Origin of the sequence: Sinorhizobium sp. B11, from assembly GCA_039725955.1 — a bacterium.
In the GTDB taxonomy this organism is placed as follows: domain Bacteria; phylum Pseudomonadota; class Alphaproteobacteria; order Rhizobiales; family Rhizobiaceae; genus Rhizobium.
Window position 1 is genome coordinate 1 of sequence record CP091034.1, and the last position, 24,703, is coordinate 24,703.

Consider the following 24,703-nt stretch of genomic DNA (forward strand, 5'->3'; position numbering starts at 1 on the left):
CAGCAATGTCGAGAACCTGACCGTCTCCGGCACGACGACTTTCACCGGCATCGGCAATGCGCTGAACAATATCCTGACGGGCGGGGCAGGGATCGACACGCTGAAGGGTGCGGCAGGCGATGACACCTATATCATCGGCACCGGTGATATCGTCATCGAGAATGTCGGCGAGGGTATCGATACCGTAAAGACGGGCCTGGCGGCCTACACGCTGGGTGCCAATGTGGAGAACCTGACCTATACCGGGTCAGCCGTCTTCACCGGTACCGGCAATGAGCTGGACAATATCATCAAGGGCGGAGCGGCCGCCGATAAGCTGACCGGCGGTGCCGGCAACGACGTGCTGGACGGTGGGGCGGGAGCCGACACGCTGATTGGTGGCGTCGGCGATGACACCTATATAGTGGATGTCGTGGGCGACGTGGTCACGGAAGCAGCAGGTGCGGGCACGGACGAGATCCGGACGTCGCTTGCTGCCTATTCGATTGCTGCCCTCGCCAATATCGAGAACCTGACCTACACCGGGTCGGCGGCCTTCACCGGCACCGGCAATGCTGCGGCGAACGTGATCACTGGCGGTGTCGGCAACGACACGCTGAACGGCGGAGCCGGTGCGGATACGCTGATCGGCGGCGCCGGTAACGACACCTACATCGTTGACAATGCCGGTGACGTCGTCACCGAAAGTGTCGATGCGGGGATCGATACGGTCAAGGCTGGGTCGGCGGCCTATACGCTTGCCGACAATGTCGAGAACCTGACCTATACGGGCACAGTGGCCTTCACCGGAACGGGCAACGATCTTGCCAACACGATCACCGGAGGGGCTGCGGCCGACCGGCTGTCGGGTGGCGACGGTGACGACACGCTGAACGGCGGAGCCGGTGCGGATACGCTGATCGGCGGCGCCGGCAACGACACCTACATCGTGGATGTCGCGGGTGACGTGGTGACTGAAGATGCGGACGCTGGAATCGACACGGTCAGGACCGCGCTTTCTGCCTATACGCTTGCCGACAATGTCGAGAACCTGACCTATACGGGCACGGTTGCCTTTGCCGGAACGGGCAACAGCCTTGCCAACACGATCAGGGGCGCGGCAGGCGCCGATACGCTGGACGGCAAGGCGGGCGCCGATACGCTGATTGGTGGTGCGGGCAACGACACCTACATCGTGGATGTCGCCGGTGACGTCGTGACCGAAGCCGCCAACGAAGGCACGGATCTGGTCAAGACGGCGCTTGCTGCCTATGCGCTGACCAACATTGCCAATGTCGAGAACCTGACCTTTACCGGCAGCGGCAATTTTGCCGGGACCGGCAATGCCTTGGCCAACACGATCACCGGCGGGGCCGGCAACGACGTGCTGGACGGTGGGGCGGGAGCCGACACGCTGGTCGGCGGAGCCGGTAATGACACCTATATCGTGGATGTCGCAAGCGACGTGGTCACGGAGGCAGCAGGTGCGGGCACGGACGAGATCCGGACGTCGCTTGCTGCCTATTCGATTGCTGCCCTCGCCAATATCGAGAACCTGACCTACACCGGGTCGGCGGCCTTCACCGGCACCGGCAATGCTGCGGCGAATGTGATCACCGGGGGTGTCGGCAACGACACGCTGAACGGCGGAGCAGGCGCCGACACGCTTATCGGCGGAGCCGGTGACGACACCTATATCGTGGATGTCGCGGGTGACGTGGTCACCGAGGCTGCAAATGCAGGCACCGACACGGTGAAGACCGGGCTTTCTGCCTATACGCTTGCCGACAATGTCGAGAACCTGACCTATACGGGCACAGTGGCCTTCACCGGAACGGGCAACGATCTTGCCAACACGATCAGGGGTGCGGCAGGTGCCGACACGCTGGACGGCAAGGCGGGCGCCGATACGCTGATTGGTGGTGCGGGCAACGACACCTACATCGTGGATGTCGCCGGTGACGTCGTGACCGAAGCCGCCAACGAAGGCACGGATCTGGTCAAGACGGCGCTTGCTGCCTATGCGCTGACCAACATTGCCAATGTCGAGAACCTGACCTTCACCGGCAGCGGCAATTTTGCCGGGACCGGCAATGCCTTGGCCAACACGATCACCGGCGGTGCCGGCAACGACGTGCTGGACGGTGGGGCGGGAGCCGACACGCTGATTGGTGGCGTCGGCGATGACACCTATATAGTGGATGTCGTGGGCGACGTGGTCACGGAAGCAGCAGGTGCGGGCACGGACGAGATCCGGACGTCGCTTGCTGCCTATTCGATTGCTGCCCTCGCCAATATCGAGAACCTGACCTACACCGGGTCGGCGGCCTTCACCGGCACCGGCAATGCTGCGGCGAACGTGATCACTGGCGGTGTCGGCAACGACACGCTGAACGGCGGAGCCGGTGCGGATACGCTGATCGGCGGCGCCGGTAACGACACCTACATCGTTGACAATGCCGGTGACGTCGTCACCGAAAGTGTCGATGCGGGGATCGATACGGTCAAGGCTGGGTCGGCGGCCTATACGCTTGCCGACAATGTCGAGAACCTGACCTATACGGGCACAGTGGCCTTCACCGGAACGGGCAACGATCTTGCCAACACGATCACCGGAGGGGCTGCGGCCGACCGGCTGTCGGGTGGCGACGGTGACGACACGCTGAACGGCGGAGCCGGTGCGGATACGCTGATCGGCGGCGCCGGCAACGACACCTACATCGTGGATGTCGCGGGTGACGTGGTGACTGAAGATGCGGACGCTGGAATCGACACGGTCAGGACCGCGCTTTCTGCCTATACGCTTGCCGACAATGTCGAGAACCTGACCTATACGGGCACGGTTGCCTTTGCCGGAACGGGCAACAGCCTTGCCAACACGATCAGGGGCGCGGCAGGCGCCGATACGCTGGACGGCAAGGCGGGCGCCGATACGCTGATTGGTGGTGCGGGCAACGACACCTACATCGTGGATGTCGCCGGTGACGTCGTGACCGAAGCCGCCAACGAAGGCACGGATCTGGTCAAGACGGCGCTTGCTGCCTATGCGCTGACCAACATTGCCAATGTCGAGAACCTGACCTTTACCGGCAGCGGCAATTTTGCCGGGACCGGCAATGCCTTGGCCAACACGATCACCGGCGGGGCCGGCAACGACGTGCTGGACGGTGGGGCGGGAGCCGACACGCTGGTCGGCGGAGCCGGTAATGACACCTATATCGTGGATGTCGCAAGCGACGTGGTCACGGAGGCAGCAGGTGCGGGCACGGACGAGATCCGGACGTCGCTTGCTGCCTATTCGATTGCTGCCCTCGCCAATATCGAGAACCTGACCTACACCGGGTCGGCGGCCTTCACCGGCACCGGCAATGCTGCGGCGAATGTGATCACCGGGGGTGTCGGCAACGACACGCTGAACGGCGGAGCAGGCGCCGACACGCTTATCGGCGGAGCCGGTGACGACACCTATATCGTGGATGTCGCGGGTGACGTGGTCACCGAGGCTGCAAATGCAGGCACCGACACGGTGAAGACCGGGCTTTCTGCCTATACGCTTGCCGACAATGTCGAGAACCTGACCTATACGGGCACAGTGGCCTTCACCGGAACGGGCAACGATCTTGCCAACACGATCAGGGGTGCGGCAGGTGCCGACACGCTGGACGGCAAGGCGGGCGCCGATACGCTGATTGGTGGTGCGGGCAACGACACCTACATCGTGGATGTCGCCGGTGACGTCGTGACCGAAGCCGCCAACGAAGGCACGGATCTGGTCAAGACGGCGCTTGCTGCCTATGCGCTGACCAACATTGCCAATGTCGAGAACCTGACCTTCACCGGCAGCGGCAATTTTGCCGGGACCGGCAATGCCTTGGCCAACACGATCACCGGCGGTGCCGGCAACGACGTGCTGGACGGTGGGGCGGGTGCCGACACGCTGATTGGTGGCGTCGGCGATGACACCTATATAGTGGATGTCGTGGGCGACGTTGTCACGGAGGCAGCAGGTGCGGGCACCGATACGGTCAAGACCGCGCTTGCGGCCTATACGCTTGCCCGACAATATCGAGAACCTGACCTACACCGGGTCGGCAGCCTTCACCGGCACCGGCAATGCTGCGGCGAACGTGATCACCGGCGGTGCAGGCGCCGACACACTGAACGGCGGAGCAGGTGCCGACACGCTGATCGGCGGCGCCGGTAACGACACCTACATCGTTGACAATGCCGGTGACGTCGTCACCGAAAGTGTCGATGCGGGCATCGATACGGTCAAGGCTGGGTCGTCGGCCTATACGCTTGCCGACAATATCGAGAACCTGACCTACACCGGGTCGGCAGCCTTCACCGGAACAGGCAACAGCCTTGCCAACACGATCACCGGGGGAGCTGCGGCCGACCGGCTGTCGGGTGGCGACGGTGACGACACGCTCAACGGGGGAGCCGGTGAGGATACGCTGATCGGCGGCGCCGGCAACGACACCTACATCGTGGATGTCGCCGGTGACGTGGTGACTGAAGATGCAAGTGCAGGCACCGACACGGTGAAGACCGGGCTCGACCGCCTGGCACTTGTTGCCAATGTCGAAAACCTCACCTACACCGGCACCGGCGACTTTACTGGTATCGGCAATGCGCTCTCCAATACGATCACCGGGGGTGCCGGCAACGACACGCTGAATGGCGGAGACGGTAGCGATACGCTGATCGGCGGCAAGGGCAACGACTATTACATCGTCGACAGCGCCGGAGACGCCGTCATCGAAAATGCCGGTGAAGGGATCGACCAGGTGCAAACGTCCCTCGCCAACTATACGTTGGGAGAAAACATCGAAAACTTGAGCTCGGGTGCCGACGGCTGGGAAGCCTTTGTCGGAACAGGCAATGCACTCGATAATCGGATTGTGGGCAATGCCTTCGGGTCGAATACGCTGACAGGTGGCGCCGGAGACGACGTCCTTATCGGTGGAATGGCCGCGGACTTTTTCGTCTACGAGCCGAATTGGGGGCACGACACGATCATGTATTTCGAGGTGGCTGGCGGGGCACATGATACGATCAGGATCGATCACACGATCTTTGCCGACTGGGCATCGCTGCTCGCCGTATCGACCCTGTCAGGCAACGACACGATCATCACAGCCGATGCTGACAACACCATCACGCTGAAGAACGTGGCCGTGTCGAGCCTGCAGTCGGCGGATTTCCAATTTGTGTGAGCTTCGCTCGATCTCCCCGGCAGGCCCTCCAGAAGAGAGGGGCTGAAGTTCTGCCGCAGCTGAAGGGATTGGATGACGACAAGGAAGTTTACGAAACCTGGAACAAAGGTTGTCACAATCGGTTCGCGTGACGGTCGGCAAAAACGTCTCGATTGGAGTTCCCTGGGCAGCCCTGCTCCGCGCGCAAAACACGAACGTCTGTGGAGCGAGACGCACCCGGTTCCGTTGCGCGCGTCCGGCCCAGCCGTGGCCATACGCCGCTCAAGCCTGTGATAGACGCATTCCGACAAAGCTGCGAGCGGTAGTCATCGGACCGATGGTCTTCGTCGTCATCGCTACTGGGCCACTTGGGATGCTGAGCTACGCCAGCCTCGGAGCCTGGCGTCCTGGTTCTCAATATCGGCATATTCATCCACAAGCCCCTGTTGACGGTCCGGAAAACAGCCTGAAGTTCGTCGCGAGCCTGATGCTCGGCGTCTTCGGCCTCTTCCGAGTCGGAAAAGGTAACGGCGCGGAATGGCCGTGCATTCCCGCGGCGCTCTCTTCCCTCACCGTCAGGACGAAGCGAGGCGCTCGGCCAGCCACAAACAAGGGCCTTCTGCTCGCGGAAAAATATCCAGACCAATCGGAATAAAACAACAGTGCTGTTGTCTACGTTCATGAAACCGCTCTGCATGAAAAAGGAGCCCGCATGAACGTCTTTCCCCGAAAAGGATTCCTTCCGCTGGCAGCGCCGATCTTCGTGATACTGTCCGCTTCTGCCTTTGCCGACGACCCTGCATCGCATCAACATGCCACCTCCGCGGTTACGGAAGAGGCCCCGTTTCTGTCGGAAAATGACGCCGCCATGGCGAAGATGATGAACGACATGGCGGTGAGACCGACGGGCGACGTCAACAGGGATTTTGTGGAGATGATGATCCCTCATCATCAAGGGGCGATCGATATGGCGCAGACCTATCTGCGCTACGGCAGCAATGAGCAGCTCAAGCGCATTGCCCAGGAAATCATCGTCGATCAGCAGCAGGAAATTGCTGCGATGCGACTGGCTCTCGGTGATCCTCTTCCGCCTTCGGATCCGGCGCCAACTCAAATTCCCCCGCAAACTCCCGTTCCCTCCGGCGCCGGCATGTCGATGATGCCGGCTATGGATCCGAATATGAAAATGGGCAACTGAAAGGACCCTGTCATGAAGTCTAGCCTTCTCGCCCTCAGCCTTCTCGCCGGCACGATGCTGGCGCCCTCAGTGAGCTTCGCCGGCCAGGCGCCGGGCGCGGTCTCCGATCCGGATATCCCGGTCAGCAGCAGGGATCGCGTCTATGCTGCCGAACAGTTCTCCAATACGGTTTCAGTTACTGATCCATCCACAAACAAACTGCTCGGCGTCATCCGTCTCGGCGATCCGCAGCCCGGCAATCTGAGCCCGCTCTATCGGGGGCAGGTCCTGGTCCATGGCATGGGTTTTTCGCCGGACCACAAAACGCTGGCTGTCGTTTCGATCGGCTCGAATTCGGTGACTTTCATCGACACGGCCACGAATACGGTAAAGCACACCACCTATGTGGGCCGCTCGCCGCATGAGGCATTCTTTACACCCGACGGCAACGAAGTTTGGGTCACCGTTCGCGGAGAGGATTACATCTCCGTCATCGATGCGCATACTTATGAGGAGAAGATGCAGATCAAGGTGCCGGCTGGTCCGGGCATGCAGATCTTCTCGCCGGACGGCAAGTACGGTTATATCTGCTCCTCGTTCAACCCTGAAACCGTAGTCGTTTCCGTCGCCGATCACCAGATCGTCGGCCACATCAAGCAGGAAAGCCCTTTCTGCCCCAATATTGCGGCAACGCCTGATGGCAAGCAGGTCTGGTTTACCCTGAAGGATACCGGCAAGACGCAGGTCTTCAACGCCGAAGCACCCTTTGATCTCATAAAGACGCTCGATACCGGGCCGATCACCAATCACGTCAACATCGTTCACAATGCCAATGGCGACTTTGCCTATGTCTCGGTCGGCGGACTCAATCAGGTGAAGGTCTATCGCACGGATAACTTCCAACAGGTCGCGACAATTCCTGTCGGCAATCTTCCGCACGGCGTCTGGCCATCCGGCGATGGTACGCGCGTCTATGTGGGTCTCGAAAATGCCGATGCGCTTGCAGCAATCGACACACTGACAAACAAGGTCATCGCGACGATACCGATCGGCCAGGCGCCGCAGGCTGTCAACTATGTCCCCGATGCAGTCCCTGAGGGCGATGGCATGCAGAATCTCCAGCCGCTTGGCATCGCGGGCCAGGTGGCGCATCTTGCCCTGCACGCACCGAAGGCAAGCCAGGGCGAGGTTGCACCAACGAGTGTTTCTCTTTTCGACCAAGGTCTGTCACAGGTGCTGCAGGCATCCGTGACCGGCCTGCAGCCCAAGAAACCTTACATCCTCGCACTCTCCACGCGGGCTGACGGTTCTGGTGATCTTCAACCCTTGGCTTCATTCATGACAAACCCGGCTGGTTCGGCGATCGTCAATGCCGTTGGCCCCATCCGGCAGATCGTCCAGAGCAGCGAGAAGGCTGAGCGCCGCTATCTCGTCATCACTGCCTCGGGGGATAAGGGGCCAGCCGAAGTCGTCCAGGTCGAAGCGAAGTAAATCCCTCTCGCCCGCCGCCTGTGATAGGGTGGCGGGCGAAAGCTCCTGAAGGTAAGCCTCTCATGAGTGATATTTTGCAGCTTGTCGAACCGATCATACCGGCGCTCCGCCGCTATGCCCGCGGATTGTTGAAAGATGGAACGGCAGCCGACGATCTCGTTCAGGATTGCCTGGAGCGGGTCATTGCTCATTGGCATCATCGCCGAAACGACGATCCGCGCACCTGGGTATTCGCCATCCTTCATAATCTTGCCGTCAACTGGTTGAAGCAGAACGCACGCCGTGGCGAACATTTGCCCATTGAGAAGGTGGATGAAAGTGCTTTTGCCCGACAGCCGACACAGGAAGACAGCCTGATGAGCCGCGATATCCTTCAGGCGCTGGAGCTGCTTCCCGAAGAGCAGCGCAGCGTGTTGCTGCTGGTATCGGTTGAGGATCTGTCCTATTCGCAGGCAGCCGAGGTCCTGGCCATCCCGATCGGCACCGTCATGTCGCGTCTGTCGCGCGCCCGTGAGCGGCTAAGGCAGATGTTGGAGAACCCTGGGCAGGCAACACAGGGGGCAGCAGCCCATCTTCGGAGAATAAAATGAGCGTAAAACCGATCACCGAGGATGATCTCCACGGATTTGTGGACGGTGCGCTGGATGAGGCACGTGAAGCCGAGGTTTGCGCCTATCTTGAAACCCATCCTGATATCGCCGCGCGAATCGATAGTTACGGCAGGCAGCGGCTCGATTTGCGGACTGCGCTCAGCGCCGTCGCCGAAGAACCGATCCCGAGCCGGCTGAACCTCAGCCATCTGCTGGAATCGCGCAAGCCGGGCCGGCTGCCCTTGTGGCGTATGGCGGCTGCCGCGGTCGTTCTTCTCGTCGCAGGCGGTTCAGGGGGCTGGATGCTGCATGGAATGTATCGGCATCCAGGCGAAGGCATAGTGGCGCTGGCTGATGAAGCAGCCGACAGCTTCGCCACTTACGCGCCCGACAGGATAAGGCCGGTCGAGCTTCGTGCCGACAATATGGCCGAACTCGTCGACTGGGCGACGGAGCGCATGGGCCGCAAGCCGGTAGTGCCGAATCTCTCCGGATCGGGCTATCGCCTGATGGGTGGCAGGATGATCTCGACGTCGCATGGTGCCGGATTGATGCTGATGTATGACGATGATCGGGGAACGCGTCTCGTCGTGCTGACGCGGCCCATGCTCGCCGATCAGAACAAGCCCATGGCGCCGCATGCTGAGGGAAATGTTGAAGGCTGGAGCTGGGCATCCGGCGGCATGGGCTACAGCCTCGTCGGCACCCTGCCGGCCGATGTCTTGCATCCGCTCGCTGATGATATCAGGCACCAGACCGAGATGGGTGCCTGAACTCTGCAGGCCCGAAGCGTTGCGGCTTTGAGCGACATGCTTGCCAAGGATTTTAGTGCATACGAGGGCGGCGTTTTTCGCCGCCGCGTTTTCGCGGCAGTCCCATCATACCTTGTGGGACCTGCTCGTCGGCTGCCAGTGCCGCATTATGCTGGCGTAGGCGCTCGAGCGCGACGGAAGCAAGCTGGGTATAGGGAATGGCTGCCGGATCGTCGGTATGGATATCCTGGATCGCCGCGAGGACTGTCTCGGCTTGTGGGAGATGGCGAGCTGCGATGAGCGCGATACCCTCCTTATAGCGGGCCTGTACCACATGGGGTGCCTGCTCGCCGACGCGACGGAAGGTCACGACCGCATCCTCATAGAGCTTCAGCGCCAGTTGCGTATCTCCAAGGCGAAGCGCGATCGGCAGCGGCTCGGCGGTGCGCTCCAGCAGCGACTGGTAGGCAGCAAGGGCTTCGGTCAGCTTCCCCCGGTCGAAGAGCAGGTTGGCAATCCCGAATTCGGCGCCCACATGGCCCGGCGAGGATTGCAGAACCTGGGAGAAGATAATCTCGGCCCTTCCCTTTTCGCCCTTTTGATACATTTCGAGCGCCTGCTGGTAGGCATAGTTGACGCTGCGCGGATGCAGGACGCCGCCGAGATTGTGTCCGTTGCGGGTCCTGAAGAGCGTATAACTGATCCGTCGCTCGTCAGCGCCGAAGGCATACTTGTAAGCTTCGTTTCCGCGCAGGAAATCATAGAAACGGAAGCCGTCCTCGATGGCCCGGCGGATGCAATAGCCATGCAGCACCAGACCGGGAGATGGCGTCCTCCAGTTCTCGTCACGACCGGTGATATAGAAGAGGATCGTCTTTTTCGGGCGGTCGATGATGTTGGCGAGGACGCCGAGCGGCTGTTCACCGAACCAGAAGACCGGGACGTCGAGCGTGCCGCTCCTGAAGCAGTCCATCAGCATTTCGCGGGTGGAATTGATGAGCCGCTCCGTTCGCTCCGCTCCTTTGCGCTCCGTCCACCGTGTGCGCCAGAAATCGAAGAGAATGCCAAGGTCCCGATCGATGGTGTCGGGCGTCGCCATGGTGATCCGGTAGCCCTCGTCGCTATCGAGCTTGCGCAGGAAGCGACGCAGCTTCTGGCGCGTCTGACTGCTCATCTTCTGCTCCAGATAATCGTCCCAGCTCTCAGGCAAAAAGACGACCGGGCAGATCGTATTGTCGATATTGTCTTTGCTGGTCGGGGCATTATCACGAAACATGACGAGCGGCCCCTGCAGCGCCGTGATCATCTTCTCCCGGCGTTCCGCCGGCCCGCTGAAATGTTCTAGCCGAAGATGCGTCCAGTTCTGCTGTTTGAGGTAGGCCGCAAAGCCGTCAATGGCTTTTTGCTCGTAGCCGGGCATGACAAGGAGGCCGGTATAGTCGGCCGAATAATTTCCGCCCATGACGATTTCGTCATAGAAAAGCCCGCTCTGCTCATCGAGTTTGGTCAGCAACCTGAGCGGCAAAAAGGCAACATAGCGAGCATCCCGCTGCCGCTCGCGCAGCGCCAGGACAAACCAACGGCCACGGTGCGCAAGAAAGTCTTTGAGCCATGTCCAGGAGAGGAAATGTTGGGCGTCCGGATCGTCCCGATAAACCTGATCCCAGTTATCGCGTACGGCATCGAAGCCGGCTACCGTATCAATGATATCGATGCGCATGCCCCCTCCCAATACCCCATACGTAATTCGGGAGAATCCAGTCTAGTGAGAAACATCGATCTTCAAATAAACCGTCCGGGTGATTCCTTGAGACGAAATCGGATTAGCCCGAAGCGATTGTTTTCAGACAACAATATCAGAGCGCCACGATCCGCGGACTTGCGTGGATGAAGGTCCAAAGCGCCTTGCTGATATTGACGATCTCAGCAATCGATTTCTCAAGAAGCTCTATTTCCCGGTCATTCATCTGCTCGATCTTTCCGTAGCGGATTTCCTTGTCGTCCTCCACCAGGCGCATGAGTTGCGTGCTGGAAATTTCGCCCTTCTCATCGAAGGAATAGATGCAGTGATTGTATTTGTTGCGCATCTTCGATTCCTTCTTCAGGCGCGACATGGCCGAAAGAACGGCCTTGCGGTCCGCAGCCGGAGTCGAAGGAAGCTTTGCGAGACGCTCGACGAGATCGATGCGCGCGCGCGTCGTGTTGAGTGTCAGAAAGACAACCACTGCAGCTTCCTTCTCCACGTTGAGAAGATGGGCGATAATATAGATCAGCAGGCTTTCTGTATTCGTCCAAACATAGTTTAGCCGGCCAACCCTTAATAACACATCGGACATGGCCGTCATGCTGAACTCCCTCGGCTCAACGTTGATGATACATGGATTATATCAGATCATTTCGTTGAGTGCTTCGGCCATTTCTGTGTTTAGCGCTCCTTGAACGCGCGCGACATGCTATCGGCAACTGGCTTGCTCAGATATTCGAAGAAGGTACGCTCCGAGGTCTGGATCAGCACTTCGGCCGGCATGCCGGGAACCGGGTGGAAATTGTGAATGCGGGCAATTTCAGAGTCGGGAATTTGCACACGCACGATGTACACGTCCTTGACGGACAAGCCGGAATTTTCCTCGACCGAATCTGCCGAAACATAGAAGACCTTTCCTTCCAGGACCGGCGTCGTGCGTCTGTTGAGGGCAGTGAGGCGGATCGCCGCCGTCTGGCCCTCGTGAAGCTGATCGATGGAGGTACGCAATACCTGCGCCTCCAGGATCAGCGGCACATGGGCCGGCAGAATCTCCATGATCGGTTTTCCGGTGGTGATAACACCGCCGGCAGTGTGGTAATAGGAGCGTACGACCGTACCTGTCACAGGCGAGCGGATGACCGTACGCTCCAGGACGCCGGTTGCTTCCCGAGCCTGTTCGCGAACGCTGTCGAGATCGGATTCGGCCGTCTCCAGCGCATCGAGTGCCGCCTGCTTGTTGGAATTGACCGCAATGACTGCCTCCTGGCGGAATTTGGCGATTTCTGCCTCGCTCTCGTTCAGCTCACCATTCAGGCGCGAAATATCGCCCATCGCATCGGCAATGGCGCGCTCTATGGCCAGTAGATCGGTCTTGCGCATATAGCCGACCTTGACGAGTCGCGCCTTGGAGTCCCGCTCGTCCGACAGCAATGACAGCTGCCGCTCGAAGGATTCGCGCTGTCCCTTGTAGCCATCGAAGCGATATTCCAGCGACTTGATGTTCTTCTCGATGAGGTTCAGCTGTTCTTCGAGTTTGACCCGCTTGCTGTGAAAGACCACGTTCTGGCTCTGGATAATCGCATTGACGTCTGGATCGCTGGCCTCTGCCATGACGATCTCGGGAGCCTTGAATTCATTTGTTCCCTGTGCTTCCGCCCTCAACCGCGCCACAACCGCCTCCAGGCGCAGACGCCTCAAGTTCAACATGCGTTCGTTGGTCAGGGCGGCTGTCTGGTCGAGCGTCAGCAGTACGTCGCCTTCCTTGACGGTTGCGCCTTCGCCAACCATCATTTCCTTGATGATGCCGCCTTCAAGGTGCTGGACAACCTTGTTGTTGCCGGTCGCAACGAAACTGCCCTGGGCAATGATTGCAGAGGCAAGCGGCGCGGTTGCGGCCCAATATCCGAAACCGCCAAACGAAGCGAAAAGCACCGTTAGGCCAACGAAGCTGTGCAGACGGATCGACCGCGGCACGTCGCCGTACCACTCGAGCTGCGCTGGGCCGGCCGTTTCCTGTTTCTTCTTTCCCATGGCCGTCACCCTTCGATACGCGGGGGCTGCTGGCCGTTGCGGCCATTGCCCTTTGAGATTGCCTGCAGCACTTCGGTACGTTCGCCGAACATGGCGACCGTGCCGTCCTTGAGGACCATGATCTTGTCCACGCATTGCAGCAGCGCCGGGCGCTGCGTGATCGTGACGGTCGTGATCCCCTGTTTCTTGGCGTGGATCAGCGCCTTTGCCAGAGCGGCTTCGCCCTGCGTGTCAAGGTTGGAATTGGGTTCGTCGAGGACGACGAATTTGGGGTCGCCGAAGAAGGCGCGGGCCAGTGCGATGCGCTGCTTCTGGCCGCCCGAAAGCGGCGCGCCGTCGGCGGCGACGACGGTTTCGTAACCCTGCGGGAAACCGGCGATCAGCTCGTGCACGTCGGCCAGGACAGCTGCCTCGTAGATCTGCCGGTCTTCGACGTCGTCACGCATCCGGCAGATATTTGCCTTGATCGTCCCAGGAAACAGCTGCACATCCTGCGGCAGGTAGCCGATGCTTTCGCCGAACTGCCGCTGGTCCCAGTTGCGCAAATCCATGAGGTCGAGGCGGACATTGCCCGAGGTCGGCAGGATTGAGCCTACCAGCATCTTTCCGAGCGTCGTCTTGCCGGAACCGGAATTGCCGATGATTGCCAGCGATTCACCCTTCTTCAGCGAGAAGGAGATGCCGTTCAGGATCACCTTCTTCTGAGGTGGAGGGACGAAGAGGACTCGCTCAACGTCCAGCCGCCCTTCCGGATTGGGAAGTCGCAGGCGCGGGAAGTTGAGCGGCGAGGTGAGCAGCAGGTTCTTGATGCGGCCATAGGCGGCGGCGGAGCGGTTGAACTGATGCCAGCCTTCGATTGCCCCTTCGATCGGCGCCAGCGCGCGACCGGAAATGATCGAAGCTGCGATGACCATGCCGCCGGTCAGTTCGCCCGATAGCGACAGATGGGCGCCCCAGCCAAGAAGCCCAACCTGCGTGATCATGCGGCAAGCCTTGGAAACGCCGGTGAAGACGATGTTGCGGTCCTGCGCCTGCACATGGGATTTCAGCGAGCCGGCCGTTTCCCGGCCCCACATCTTCACTGCCTCCGGAATCATGGCGAGCGCATTGATGATCTGCGAATTGCGCGACATGGAATCGAGATGAAAGTTCGCGCGGCTGAGATAGCTGTTGGATTCGGCGAACTGCTTGGCCGTAAGCTTCTGGTTCAGGAAGGCGATCAGGAACAGGACCGCGCAGCAGACCATGATGATGATGCCGAGATGCGGATGCACCAGGTAGACAACGATCACGAAGAGCGGCATCAACGGCGCATCAAGGAAGGCGATCAGCGTGCCTGACGTCAGGAAGCTTCGCAGAAGCTGAAGATCCTGCAGGATCTGGTAATCCTTGCCGCTTCCATGCAGCGAGGCGCGAGCCGCCGCGCTGAGGATCGGGGCGCCCAGCTGGACCTCCAGTTCCACAGCGGTCCGCATCAGGATGAAGCGGCGGACAGAATCCAGGAAAGCCTGTATGAGGACCGCGCCCACCACCACGATCGAAAGCATCACCAATGTGTCGATCGAACGGCTGGTCAGGACGCGGTCCGAAATCTGGAAGAGGTAGAGTGGGATCGCCAGCAGGAGCACGTTGATCGCGACCGTGAAGACCATCACGATGGCGAGGTTGCGCCTGATGACCGCGATACCTCGCGCAAGGCTCAAGGCGAAATTCACCGGCTCGCTGCGCTTGTGGAAGCCGCTGTTTCCGCCGCCGCCACCGCCGCCACCGCCACCGAGATCCGGTTCCTTGCCGCCACCGCCACCGTCCCCAGTCCGCGGGCGGCGCTCATTTTCCTTCAGCGGACCGGTGTTGCCGTCGATCGTCTTGGCAAAGGGAATATCCGGCTTGGCCTTCATCTCGTCGGCGTCACCAGGCGCCCGCCGTGCCTCGATATCGGGCATTGTTCGCAGTTCTTCGCCGGACTGCGGCTTTATTTCTGGTTCTACGGTATCGACGGCGGGAACATCATGACCGGAAAGCTGCCTTTCAGATCGTACGATAGGCATCGCTTGCACTTCGTTCACTTTCTCTTCGGCGACAGTGCCGGCTTCATCTGGATGGGAGGGCGCCGTGTGTGTCAGTTGGCGAAGATGATCCACCGCATCATCGATTGCCGAAACGCAGGCCTGCGTCATGAAATCCTGAGGATCCGCCGCTGTGGGGGACGGCTTGTCGCCACGCAGATCCAGCGCGCTGCCATTGGCAAAAATCTGTTTTGAGATCTGGTTCATCGTGGTCTCTCCCAATACCAGGTCACGCGACCACGACTTGCATTACATCTGAGGGGTGGGCGGACGACCATGAAAGGTCATGGCCGCCGTTGATGATGCCATCGCCACTGTCCGTGCCATGGGGACCATCGTCATCGAGAAAGGCAATGACTTCATTGGCAAGCTTTGCGCCTGCCGCCTCGGGCGCAGTGGCATCGTGTTCTATGATCCCGCCTTGGATGAGAATGGCATCGGAATAGAGCTGGCCGGCAACGTAAGTAGTATTGCCGAAGCTGTCATAGTCGACGATTTGAGCGATATTGGCGACGGTATTGCTGCCCGTATCGATCGTGATCACGGCGTCCTGGTTATTCTTAAGGAGCTCGCCTGCTGCCTGGGTCACGTCGTCGGAATCTCCGAGCACGGCGACCTGTTTGATGATGGTCATGTCGAAGAGATTGCCGGTAATGTAGAGAACATTCAGGCCGACATAGCCCTGGAAATTGAGATCGGTGGACAAGCCCTCAGGCATTGACGGATCGCGCTCCAGAATTCCCTTCTCTGCCTGATGCATATAGTCGGGCATGGTCTCGAACCGGTCGTTGGCCCCGACATTGTGGATCGCTGCAAAGTTCCAGATGAGATTGTTGCCGGACTGAACGGTGGCATTGCCGTCCGCGCCGTCCTCGGCGCGAACCCAATCGTTGTCGTAGAGAAGTGAAATCTGCGTGATGCTATTGATGTCGTAGACACTGCCGCCGACGATCACCAGATCGTATTGCAGGCCCATCTGGAAGGACGACGAGAAATTCAGTGTCGTATTGCCGCCGGTCAGAACGGTCGTTTGCGAGCCGCTCGTCGTGACGGTCATCGTGTCGTTATCGCTGACGAAATGATACTGCTCGATCCAGTTTACGAAGGATACGTCGCCGTTGACGATGCTGACCCGCCAGGCCATCGGAAAGATGGGGTCGCCATGTGCATCGACGGTCGTCTCCGGTTGGGGCGATTGATACGTGCTGCGTTCAAAGCTGGCTATATTGTAGGCCGTGACACCGGCGTCATCGGCAGCATCGGCCGAGGAGTGGAACATCGAGGCGATATCGTCATCGTTGCTGTAGGCGTAAACCTGCGTGATGGCATCGATCTGGTGATAGTCGCCCATGATGGCCGTCACGGAAGAGATTACCGCGGTATTGATGACGGAGGCTATATTTGCGACGAGGTTTGCGCCGGCAGTGACCTCCAGGCTGCTTGAAGCCGGGTCATGCTGCTCGACCGAGGTCTGGGTTTCGTCGGGATCTTCCGGCAGTTTGGCAAGGCCACGGTCCGGCAGCAGATCGTCCAGCGCCGGTATTTCTGAAACAAGCTTGCCGTTCATGTGGGTTCCGGTGATCTCGGACCCCGCCAGGACGAAATCATGCGCCTGGTCGTTTGGATTGTCTGCCGGCGGTTCGTTCGTTCCGAGCGATGTCTGGCCGGAATCCTTCACCACCTGAATGTAGGATTCCATATCGTTGGCGATATGTTTGACACCTTCGAAAGTGTCGGTCCGTTGCAGACTGGCAAAGGGAGTGAATATTTCGGTTTGGTCATTGAACTCTGCCAGCCGTTCGGTGACGAAGCTGGTGTCGCGGGGGGCATGGTAGCCATCCGTCATATCGAGATAGTCGTCGTCAAAGAGGACGTTGACCTGCGTAGCGTATCCGATCACCGATCCGGGGCCATTGAAAACCTGCAGCTGTTCGTCGTCCTCGACATTGATGTCCTGCGGACTGCCGAACCGAGGCAACGACGACACATCGCGGTGCGCAATCTCGGAGAGCTTTTCGATGCTTTCCTCGAAGGGGCGGCCGAAGCGGCGGGCCCCACCATAGACGATCTCATAACTGACGCTTCTGTAGTCGACGTCGGGATCGTAGTCTTTGAGCATGAGATCGGAAGCGAAGGCGGGAGTGTTGGCGACGAGGTCGTCGAGCGTGGGCTCATTTTCAACAGGACCCGTGCCCGCGGTCAGCTCTGCACGCAGTCTCATTTCTTCGGTCGTCGTTTCGAATATGCCGATGAAATGGGCGATAATTTCTGAGAATTTCTCGATTTGCATTGCCTTGGCCCTCCCTTTCGAAGAAACGACCGGCCATGCGATCCCCTTCTGCTGGAGCCGCGCTGTTCGTCAATTCGCACGCAAGCATTCAAACTGCACCGGCGGAAGCCGGTGCAGTCTTTTCTTGGTCTTGGAGGTCAGTGTCCGCTGGAATCTTCGCCGACATCGGAAACATGCGAGTTACCGCCGATGACGCTGGAGTCCACTGCGTTGCTGAGCATGTTCGCGCCCTGAACGAGCTCCATATGGAAGCCCGAATTGGCAAGAATTGCCGAAGCATCTGCCGTGGAATTACCTGCGACGTCGTCACCCGCCTTGAGGTCCCAGCCCTTGCTGTCCATATCCATGCCGTCAGCACCGTTCGCCGTGCCGGCATTCGCACTCAGGTGGTTCTGAGCGCCGCCATTCTCCATCGTGATGTTCCAGGCCTTATCCTGGTCTGCGAGATGGTTGGCTTGGACAGTGCTGAAGACGGAATCGGCGCCTTCGCCGGAGAGCGAGCCGTTGAGGATATTGTCGATGTTGAGGGTGAAGGAGAAGTCATCCCCGATGTCGAAGGTGAGGTCGTGGCCGGCTACGCCGAGGTTCCCGAAGTCCTTGACATCATCAATAACGGCGAAGTCTGTGTCCGTTTTGTTGAAGCTGTCGCTGGTATTGTGGCTATCGGTGGTCGTCTTGGTATCGGTATCCGTAATCGTCTTGATGTCGGTGTCGATATCCGTGTCCGTCTTGGTGGTCGTGTCGTTGTCGGTGATCGTCTTGATGTCGACGTCGTCGTCACTGTACGACTTGGCGTCATAGCTCCAGTCGTAGTCCGATTTTGTGGTCGTCGTCGTGTCGTTATCGTTGATGTTGGTCGTCTTGATGTTCGTGTCGTCGTCCGACTTGTAGCTCCAGTCGTAGTCGTTGTCGCGGTTGTCGCCGTTGTCGGTCTTCACATCGAGATCGACGTTTGCCTTGACATCAACGTCCGTGCTGTTGTCGGTGTTGTTGCGATTGTCACCATTGGCGATGCCACCGACGTAACCAGTTGAATTGTCATCGATTTCTGTTGAATTTATAGCGCTGGAAAGGCCATCGGCCAAGGCGCCCACCTTGACGGTGTCGTCATCAGAGCCCGGCCCGGGCTTGGGGTCATAAGGCATTTCGGTTTCCTCCAGAAAAAAACTGGAGCAGCTTTCGAAGTCCCTCTCATCTCAAATGGGATCTTTGCTCGCGCTTGCTCCAATACGTTAATGTCGGCAGATGGACACGGTACCTTTTCATCTGCAGCCTCATCGTGATTTGTTGACCAAATTCTGTATTGGGATCGTGCTTACTCAGTACAAAGACGCACTAATCCAGTCCCGGACTCGATATGAGCGCGAGCAAGGCATTCGAACTTCTTTTTGAGTTCCCTCGAAAGAAGACCAAGTATCAAAAACACATGCTGATACTCGATTTTCACGTCGCCACTTTCAGCGACAGTCACAGATTGATGGAAAAAGCAGGCCCCCGATAGATACCAATTCGGGCTAAGACATCGGAGGCCCAGCTCGATAATCCGCTTAAGTCAGGGCCGGATCGCAGGCATCGAAGAAAGCTCTGTAAGATTTGGGGACCGCGTCCTCTACCTCGGAATCCGGGGGAGTCGACGGATTATGATATCGTGAAGTTAAGCTCGGAAGGTTCTCCGTCTTATTTTGAAATATCGTCTGCCCATTACCGCTTTGCTTTTGTATGTCTCGAACTAATACATGCTGCTTTATACCGTGATCTAGTCGAAATACCGCCCGCTAGTATGTTTCTTGTCTGAAATGCAACCATAAAGTGGCAAAAAATAAATATAACTTCGTGACAACTAACCCATTTGGGCCATTTCTTTCCTTTGAAATCCATATTACCATAATTAAGAAATGCCTAAAAGATAAGGCGGCCGCATGCCTAGGGGCAATGTTCGTCGGCATGTAATACCCGCCACCGCGCCAATGGGAGTAGATGCTCCGAGTTTTAGTATAGTGTAGCGCTAGGGGAGGCGTATATGTTCATGGTTGGGTCGGAAGTAGGAGATTCGGATCAGGCAAGAAGACTGAGCCCGAATGGAGAAACAGTCCTGGTAATCGCCAAGGCAGACTTGTTCTCCGAGTGCATGGTTGAAGCACTGGCAAAGAAATTCCCGAATTTCGATGTCGTAAGCGTATCGAGCGCGCAGTCCATATCCGAAAAGGATATTCACGATATGCGGCTTGTTCTGTTCTATCATGTCGCCGGCGCCGAGTTGCACGATGCGCTGCAGATCGTTCGTGAAAACCGTCCGGACGCATCCATCGGTCTTGTCGTCGAAGCCATCGATATGATGGAGCCCTATATCAGTCGGCTGGTCGAGGCCCGCGTCGTCGACGGCGTCCTGCCGCTCAATCTGCGCCTGGACGTCTTCATGGCGGCAATCGATCTGCTGATGAAGGGCGGCGAACATTTTCCATCCGCGCTTCTGGGCCGACTTTCAAACCGTGCTACGGCGCAGCTCGAGCCCTCGCTGTATCAGACGAAGTCTGTCGACGCAGCACGCGCCAATGCGCTGAAGCTTCGTCGCAGCAGCATGGCGGCTCTGACCACTCGCGAGGTCCAGATTCTCGACCTCATCTGCAAGGGGACGCAGAACAAGATCATCGCCGACAAGCTTCACCTGTCCGAAAATACGGTGAAGGTCCACGTCCGCAATATCTATAAGAAGATGAATGTGAGAAATCGCACGGAAGCGGCCTCGCGGTTCTTCAACGATACCTCGGACAACGGCGATCTCTCCGGCAGATGGCCACACTAGGCCATCAATCCGTCCGGGACGAGCGGGCAAAACAGCGTGATTTCTGGCCGAAACCGCTCGGCGAACAGATGTAAGGTGCGGAACCCGGATAGACCGTAGCGTTTATCTCAGCCGAAGCGGTCTTCGCTTCGGCAGCATAGGCGAAGTCCTTCGCGGCATGCGGCACCTTTGCCGCCACAACATTCGCCTTGGTACTTCCCACGATTGCCGTATCGACGACCGCGCACGAGATCGGTCCAATGGCCGAGAGAACAACTGTCGCGGCCAAAGCCAGAGAGCTGAAACTGCATGGCGCTCGGCCATGCATGCGATCATGAACCGTCATTGAATAACCCCTCGATCATCAGGGCAGTCGCGACGCGCCCTCGCACACCAATAGCTGGCCCATCTCGGTACATCGGCTTCATTGGGTGAAGCTGGAGTGGCCGGATGGAGAGCATGGCACCATACCCATTGAGGGGGATTAATCAAGCGAATTCCGGAGTTTAATACTGTAGCTATTTAGAATTGCTCCCATGTTTTGAAGTTGACCTTCCCTGATATCCTCCTATCATTTGAGTCATGAATACAATTATCCGAAGAATGACAGAGGAGGTTGTTTCAAGTGTACTACTTCCCGTTGAATTTAGTGTGACGGAGAAGAGGGATACCAAAGTATAGAAGGGTCTAAGAAGACCACGTGACATGGGAAGGGTTTTGTAATGCGTAGTATTCCCACCGAAGGACGTTCAGGATTCGCATCGCCACCACCGGGGTCAAAAACCGTCTTGGTCAACGGAGGCGCCGGTTTCCTGGGCTCGCATCTTTGCGAGCGCCTTCTCGAGCGGGGCCATCAGGTCATCTGTCTCGACAACTTCTACACCGGCCGCCGCGTCAATATCGAACATCTGCTGCAGAACGACCGTTTTCGGCTTCTGGAACATGATGTGCGCCAGCCCTTTGGTGTCGAGGCATCCGTCATCTTCAACTTTGCCTCGCCGGCTTCACCTCCGGACTATCAGCGCGATCCCGTCGGCACCCTGCTCACCAACGTGCTTGGAGCCGTCAATACGCTCGATGCAGCGCGTCGTAGCGGCGCCACGGTCGTGCAGTCCTCGACGTCGGAAGTCTACGGAGATCCGCATCAGAATCCGCAGCACGAAACCTACTTCGGCAATGTCAATCCGATTGGTCCGCGCGGCTGCTACGACGAGGGCAAGCGCTCGGCCGAAACCCTGTTCTTCGATTATCACCGCAAGTATGGCGTCGATATCAAGGTTGGCCGGATCTTCAATACCTACGGTCCGCGCATGCGCCTAGATGATGGACGCGTCGTATCCAACTTCATCGTCCAGGCACTCTCCAACACCGATATAACGATCTACGGTGACGGTAGGCAGACCCGTTCCTTCTGCTATGTCGACGATCTCGTCGGCGGCTTCCTGCGTTTCGCCGAAACCGGCGCACATTGCACCGGTCCGATCAATCTCGGTAATCCGACGGAGATCACGGTGCGGGATCTGGCAGAAATCGTCCTTGATCTGACCAATTCGCGCTCGCGCATCATTTACCTGCCTGCCGTCGCAGACGATCCGCAACAGCGCCGTCCGGATATTTCCAGAGCCAGGGAGGAGCTGAACTGGTGGCCGACGACCGAGCTGAAGACCGGTCTGAAGCGTACGATATCCTATTTCGACGCGCTGCTTGCCCGCAAGGAAGTGGTGGAGGCCGTATGAAATGCCCCGCTACATCCTGGTTACGGGTGGCGCCGGCTTCATCGGCAGCCACATCTGCAAGGCGCTTGCGCGTGCCGGCATGGTTCCGGTCACCTATGACAATCTTTCCACCGGACATATCGACAGTGTCCGGTGGGGGCCGCTGATCCAGGCGGATATCGCCGATGGCGCAAGGTTGCGGCACGTCATGGCCGAGTACTCGCCGGATTGTGTGATCCATTGCGGCGCCAATGCCTATGTCGGTGAATCCGTCGAAAGGCCGAGCATCTATTATCGCAACAACGTCATCGGCAGCCTGTCGTTGTTGGATGCCTGTCTCGATTGCGGGATCGACAAGATCGTCTTTTCCAGCAGCTGCGCGACCTACGGCATTCCGGAGATGCTGCCGATCTGCGAGAAAACGCCGCAACAGCCTGTCAATCCTTATGGCAGGACCAAGCTGATCTTCGAAATGGCACTGGAGGATTATGCGGCCGCCTATGGCACCCGCTTCGCCGCGCTCCGCTACTTCAATGCAGCCGGCGCCGACCCGGAAGGCCAGCTTGCCGAGCGGCACTATCCCGAAACCCATCTGATCCCGCGCGCCCTTCTCGCCGCAAGCGGCCGGATCGAGAGCCTCGATATTTTCGGCATCGACTATTCGACGAATGACGGCACCTGCGTCAGGGATTACATCCATGTTAGCGATCTTGCCCAGGCGCATCTTGCGGCCGTTCGTCACCTTCTGGTTGGCGGCAATTCCCTGAGCCTCAATCTGGGCTCCGGCCGCGGCACGTCCGTCGGCGAGATCCTGAATGCCGTCAAACGAAAGACCGGCCACAGGGTGCCGATCCGCTGTCAGCCGCGCCGCGCTGGCGATCCGCCGGTGCTTTTCGCCGATACGAAGAGGGCTCGCCTGGAGCTCGACTTCATGCCGACACTTTCGGATATCGATACGATCATTCGCACGGCTGGCCCGACTTTCGGACTGGAGGTGATCGCATGAGCACCACAGCCGAAATCGACCGCGCACGTCTGTCGTCGGCGAGCAGATCCGGGATCTTCGAGCCCGTCTTTACCGGATGGAATCGAGCCGCCTATGGTCTTGGCATCGTCTGCTGGCTGGCAGCCCTTGGCTACTTCTGGCTCTGGTGGGCAACGCCAATTCACGTCGTCTCATGGCCGGCATACCTGCTCGTCACGCTCATTCTCGCCTGGGTCACCCTGATCCCGGCCTATTTCATCCTCATCTTCCTGGATGCAAGACAGGTCAGATCGGCTGCGCCCCTGCCGGAGGGTCGCGTTGCCATGGTGGTCACCAAGGCGCCATCAGAACCTTTTGCCGTCGTGCGTAGGACGCTTCTTGCAATGCTCGATCAGAAGGGTGTCGAGTTCGATATCTGGCTCGCCGACGAAGATCCGTCCGAAGAGGCGAGGAGATGGTGCGGGCAGCACGGCATCATGATCTCCACGCGCAAGGGTGTCAGCGAATATCACCGTCCTGTCTGGCCGCGCCGCACGCGCTGCAAGGAGGGCAATCTCGCCTATTTCTATGATCACTTCGGCTATGAGCGCTATGATTTCGTCGCCCAGTTCGATGCCGATCACGTGCCGACGCCGACCTATCTTCGCGAAGTCCTGAGACCCTTCTCCGATCCCGAAGTCGGCTACGTCTCGGCACCCAGCATCTGCGATGCCAATGGGGCCGAAAGCTGGGCCGCCCGCGGCAGGCTCTATGCGGAAGCCAGCCTGCACGGTTCGTTGCAGGCGGGCTATAATAATGGCTGGGCGCCGCTCTGCATCGGTTCGCACTATGCCGTCCGCACAGCGGCCCTGAGGGAGATCGGCGGCCTCGGTCCCGAGCTCGCGGAAGACCATTCGACCACGCTGATGATGAATGCCGGCGGCTGGCGCGGGATCCATGCGGTCAATGCCATAGCACACGGCGACGGGCCGGCGACCTTTTCCGATCTGGTTGTTCAGGAATTCCAGTGGTCACGCAGCCTGGTTACCATCCTGCTTCGGCATTCTCGCCGACATGTCGCCCGCCTGCCGCTCAAGCTGAAGTTCCAGTTCCTGTTTTCGCAGATCTGGTATCCGCTGTTTTCGGCGTTCATGGCGTCGATGTTCCTGCTGCCCGTCGCAGCCCTGCTCACGGGCCATGTCTTCGCCAATGTCAGCTATCCGGCATTCCTGTTGCATTCTCTGCCGCTTTCGCTCGTGTTGACGGTGTTCGCCATCTTCTGGCGTGCATCAGGCACATTCCGGCCATACGATGCGAGGCTTTTCGGGTGGGAAGGGGTGGTCTTCATCCTGTTGCGCTGGCCCTGGTCGCTTGCCGGCAGCCTCGCGGCCGTGCGCGATCATATGACCGGCTCCTTTGTGGATTTCCGCATCACCCCGAAGGGTGATCAGGGGCTGCGCAAACTGCCGGCGCGGATTATCGCACCTTACATCGCGCTGGCAGGCATTTGTGCTGCTGCCATGGCATTTGCCGACGATGGCGACGGTGCGCGTGGCTTCCAGATCTTCGCGGCGATCAACCTGTTGATCTATGTATCGCTCGTAATCCTGGTTGTCGCCCGTCACGCCCTCGAGAACGGTCAATCCCTTTTGCCGCAAGCGTATGGTCTGCGGTTTTCCGCCGCCGGCTGTCTCGTCGCCTGCCTGGTCGGCGGGGCGCAGCTCGGCAATCACGGGCTGACCGCCATGGAAGCGCTTTCGCACGGCCAGCCCTTCGTCACCTTTACCCGGTCGCAATTTGCCGTGGCGGGTGCGGGGCTCGGCGGCGGCAAGACCAGGATCGTGAAATTCAGTCTCAAATGGCACGGTTTTGCCGAAGCCGGCCGTGCACGAAAGGACGTTGGGGAGAGCAGAAATGCGTGAGG

16 protein-coding genes are annotated in these 24,703 nt (G+C 58.9%); 9 read left to right on the forward strand and 7 right to left on the reverse strand.

What is annotated here, in order from left to right; genetic code table 11:
• The first annotated feature begins 4,031 nt into the window (after positions 1-4,031).
• From LVY75_09795 to LVY75_09815, 5 genes are all read left to right on the forward strand, one after another.
• Positions 4,032-5,198 (forward strand): calcium-binding protein, encoded by a 1,167-nt coding sequence (locus LVY75_09795; protein ID XAZ23542.1) that lies wholly within the window; start codon positions 4,032-4,034, stop codon positions 5,196-5,198.
• A gap of 691 nt (positions 5,199-5,889) precedes the next feature.
• A complete protein-coding gene (locus tag LVY75_09800) occupies positions 5,890-6,375 on the forward strand; it encodes a DUF305 domain-containing protein (protein ID XAZ23543.1) in 486 nt (161 codons plus the stop codon).
• A gap of 12 nt (positions 6,376-6,387) precedes the next feature.
• Positions 6,388-7,845, forward strand: coding sequence for a YncE family protein (locus tag LVY75_09805; GenBank protein XAZ23544.1), 1,458 nt, complete (start codon positions 6,388-6,390; stop codon positions 7,843-7,845).
• A 62-nt stretch (positions 7,846-7,907) separates the two neighbouring features.
• Positions 7,908-8,435, forward strand: coding sequence for an RNA polymerase sigma factor (locus tag LVY75_09810; GenBank protein XAZ23545.1), 528 nt, complete (start codon positions 7,908-7,910; stop codon positions 8,433-8,435).
• Entirely contained in the window at positions 8,432-9,208 is a 777-nt protein-coding gene (locus LVY75_09815) for an anti-sigma factor (GenBank protein ID XAZ23546.1), read from the forward strand. The genes LVY75_09810 and LVY75_09815 overlap by 4 nt, the downstream gene beginning before the upstream one ends.
• Before the next feature lie 52 nt (positions 9,209-9,260).
• On the opposite strand, the gene LVY75_09820 is transcribed toward LVY75_09815, so the two are convergent.
• The 6 genes from LVY75_09820 to LVY75_09845 form a co-directional block, all read right to left on the reverse strand.
• Complete coding sequence (locus LVY75_09820) at positions 9,261-10,907, reverse strand: GNAT family N-acetyltransferase (GenBank protein ID XAZ23547.1); 1,647 nt, start codon at positions 10,905-10,907, stop codon at positions 9,261-9,263.
• Between the two features lie 136 nt (positions 10,908-11,043).
• Positions 11,044-11,532, reverse strand: coding sequence for a hypothetical protein (locus tag LVY75_09825; GenBank protein XAZ23548.1), 489 nt, complete (start codon positions 11,530-11,532; stop codon positions 11,044-11,046).
• Positions 11,533-11,612: 80 nt separating this feature from the next.
• The gene (locus LVY75_09830) at positions 11,613-12,962 is read right to left on the reverse strand and encodes an HlyD family type I secretion periplasmic adaptor subunit (GenBank protein ID XAZ23549.1); all 1,350 of its coding nucleotides are present in this window, start codon (positions 12,960-12,962) and stop codon (positions 11,613-11,615) included.
• Between the two features lie 5 nt (positions 12,963-12,967).
• Positions 12,968-15,235 (reverse strand): type I secretion system permease/ATPase, encoded by a 2,268-nt coding sequence (locus LVY75_09835; GenBank protein ID XAZ23550.1) that lies wholly within the window; start codon positions 15,233-15,235, stop codon positions 12,968-12,970.
• Positions 15,236-15,257: 22 nt separating this feature from the next.
• Entirely contained in the window at positions 15,258-17,318 is a 2,061-nt protein-coding gene (locus LVY75_09840) for a hypothetical protein (GenBank protein XAZ23551.1), read from the reverse strand.
• Between the two features lie 137 nt (positions 17,319-17,455).
• On the reverse strand, positions 17,456-18,463 hold the full coding sequence (locus LVY75_09845; GenBank protein XAZ23552.1) for an MSCRAMM family adhesin SdrC: 1,008 nt from the start codon (positions 18,461-18,463) through the stop codon (positions 17,456-17,458).
• A gap of 875 nt (positions 18,464-19,338) precedes the next feature.
• Here LVY75_09845 and LVY75_09850 point away from each other — a divergent pair.
• Positions 19,339-20,121, forward strand: coding sequence for a response regulator transcription factor (locus tag LVY75_09850; GenBank protein ID XAZ23553.1), 783 nt, complete (start codon positions 19,339-19,341; stop codon positions 20,119-20,121).
• A 4-nt stretch (positions 20,122-20,125) separates the two neighbouring features.
• On the opposite strand, the gene LVY75_09855 is transcribed toward LVY75_09850, so the two are convergent.
• Positions 20,126-20,446: a hypothetical protein gene (locus LVY75_09855; GenBank protein ID XAZ23554.1), complete on the reverse strand. Its 321-nt coding sequence runs from the start codon at positions 20,444-20,446 to the stop codon at positions 20,126-20,128.
• Positions 20,447-20,822: 376 nt separating this feature from the next.
• Between LVY75_09855 and LVY75_09860 the strand changes: the two genes are divergently transcribed.
• The 3 genes from LVY75_09860 to LVY75_09870 are packed head-to-tail and all read left to right on the forward strand — an operon-like array spanning position 20,823 to position 24,701.
• Positions 20,823-21,836, forward strand: coding sequence for an SDR family oxidoreductase (locus tag LVY75_09860; protein ID XAZ23555.1), 1,014 nt, complete (start codon positions 20,823-20,825; stop codon positions 21,834-21,836).
• Between the two features lies 1 nt (position 21,837).
• A complete protein-coding gene (gene galE, locus LVY75_09865; protein ID XAZ23556.1) occupies positions 21,838-22,821 on the forward strand; it encodes a UDP-glucose 4-epimerase GalE in 984 nt (327 codons plus the stop codon).
• Complete coding sequence (locus tag LVY75_09870; GenBank protein XAZ23557.1) at positions 22,818-24,701, forward strand: glycosyltransferase; 1,884 nt, start codon at positions 22,818-22,820, stop codon at positions 24,699-24,701. The genes galE and LVY75_09870 overlap by 4 nt, the downstream gene beginning before the upstream one ends.
• Positions 24,702-24,703 lie beyond the last annotated feature (2 nt).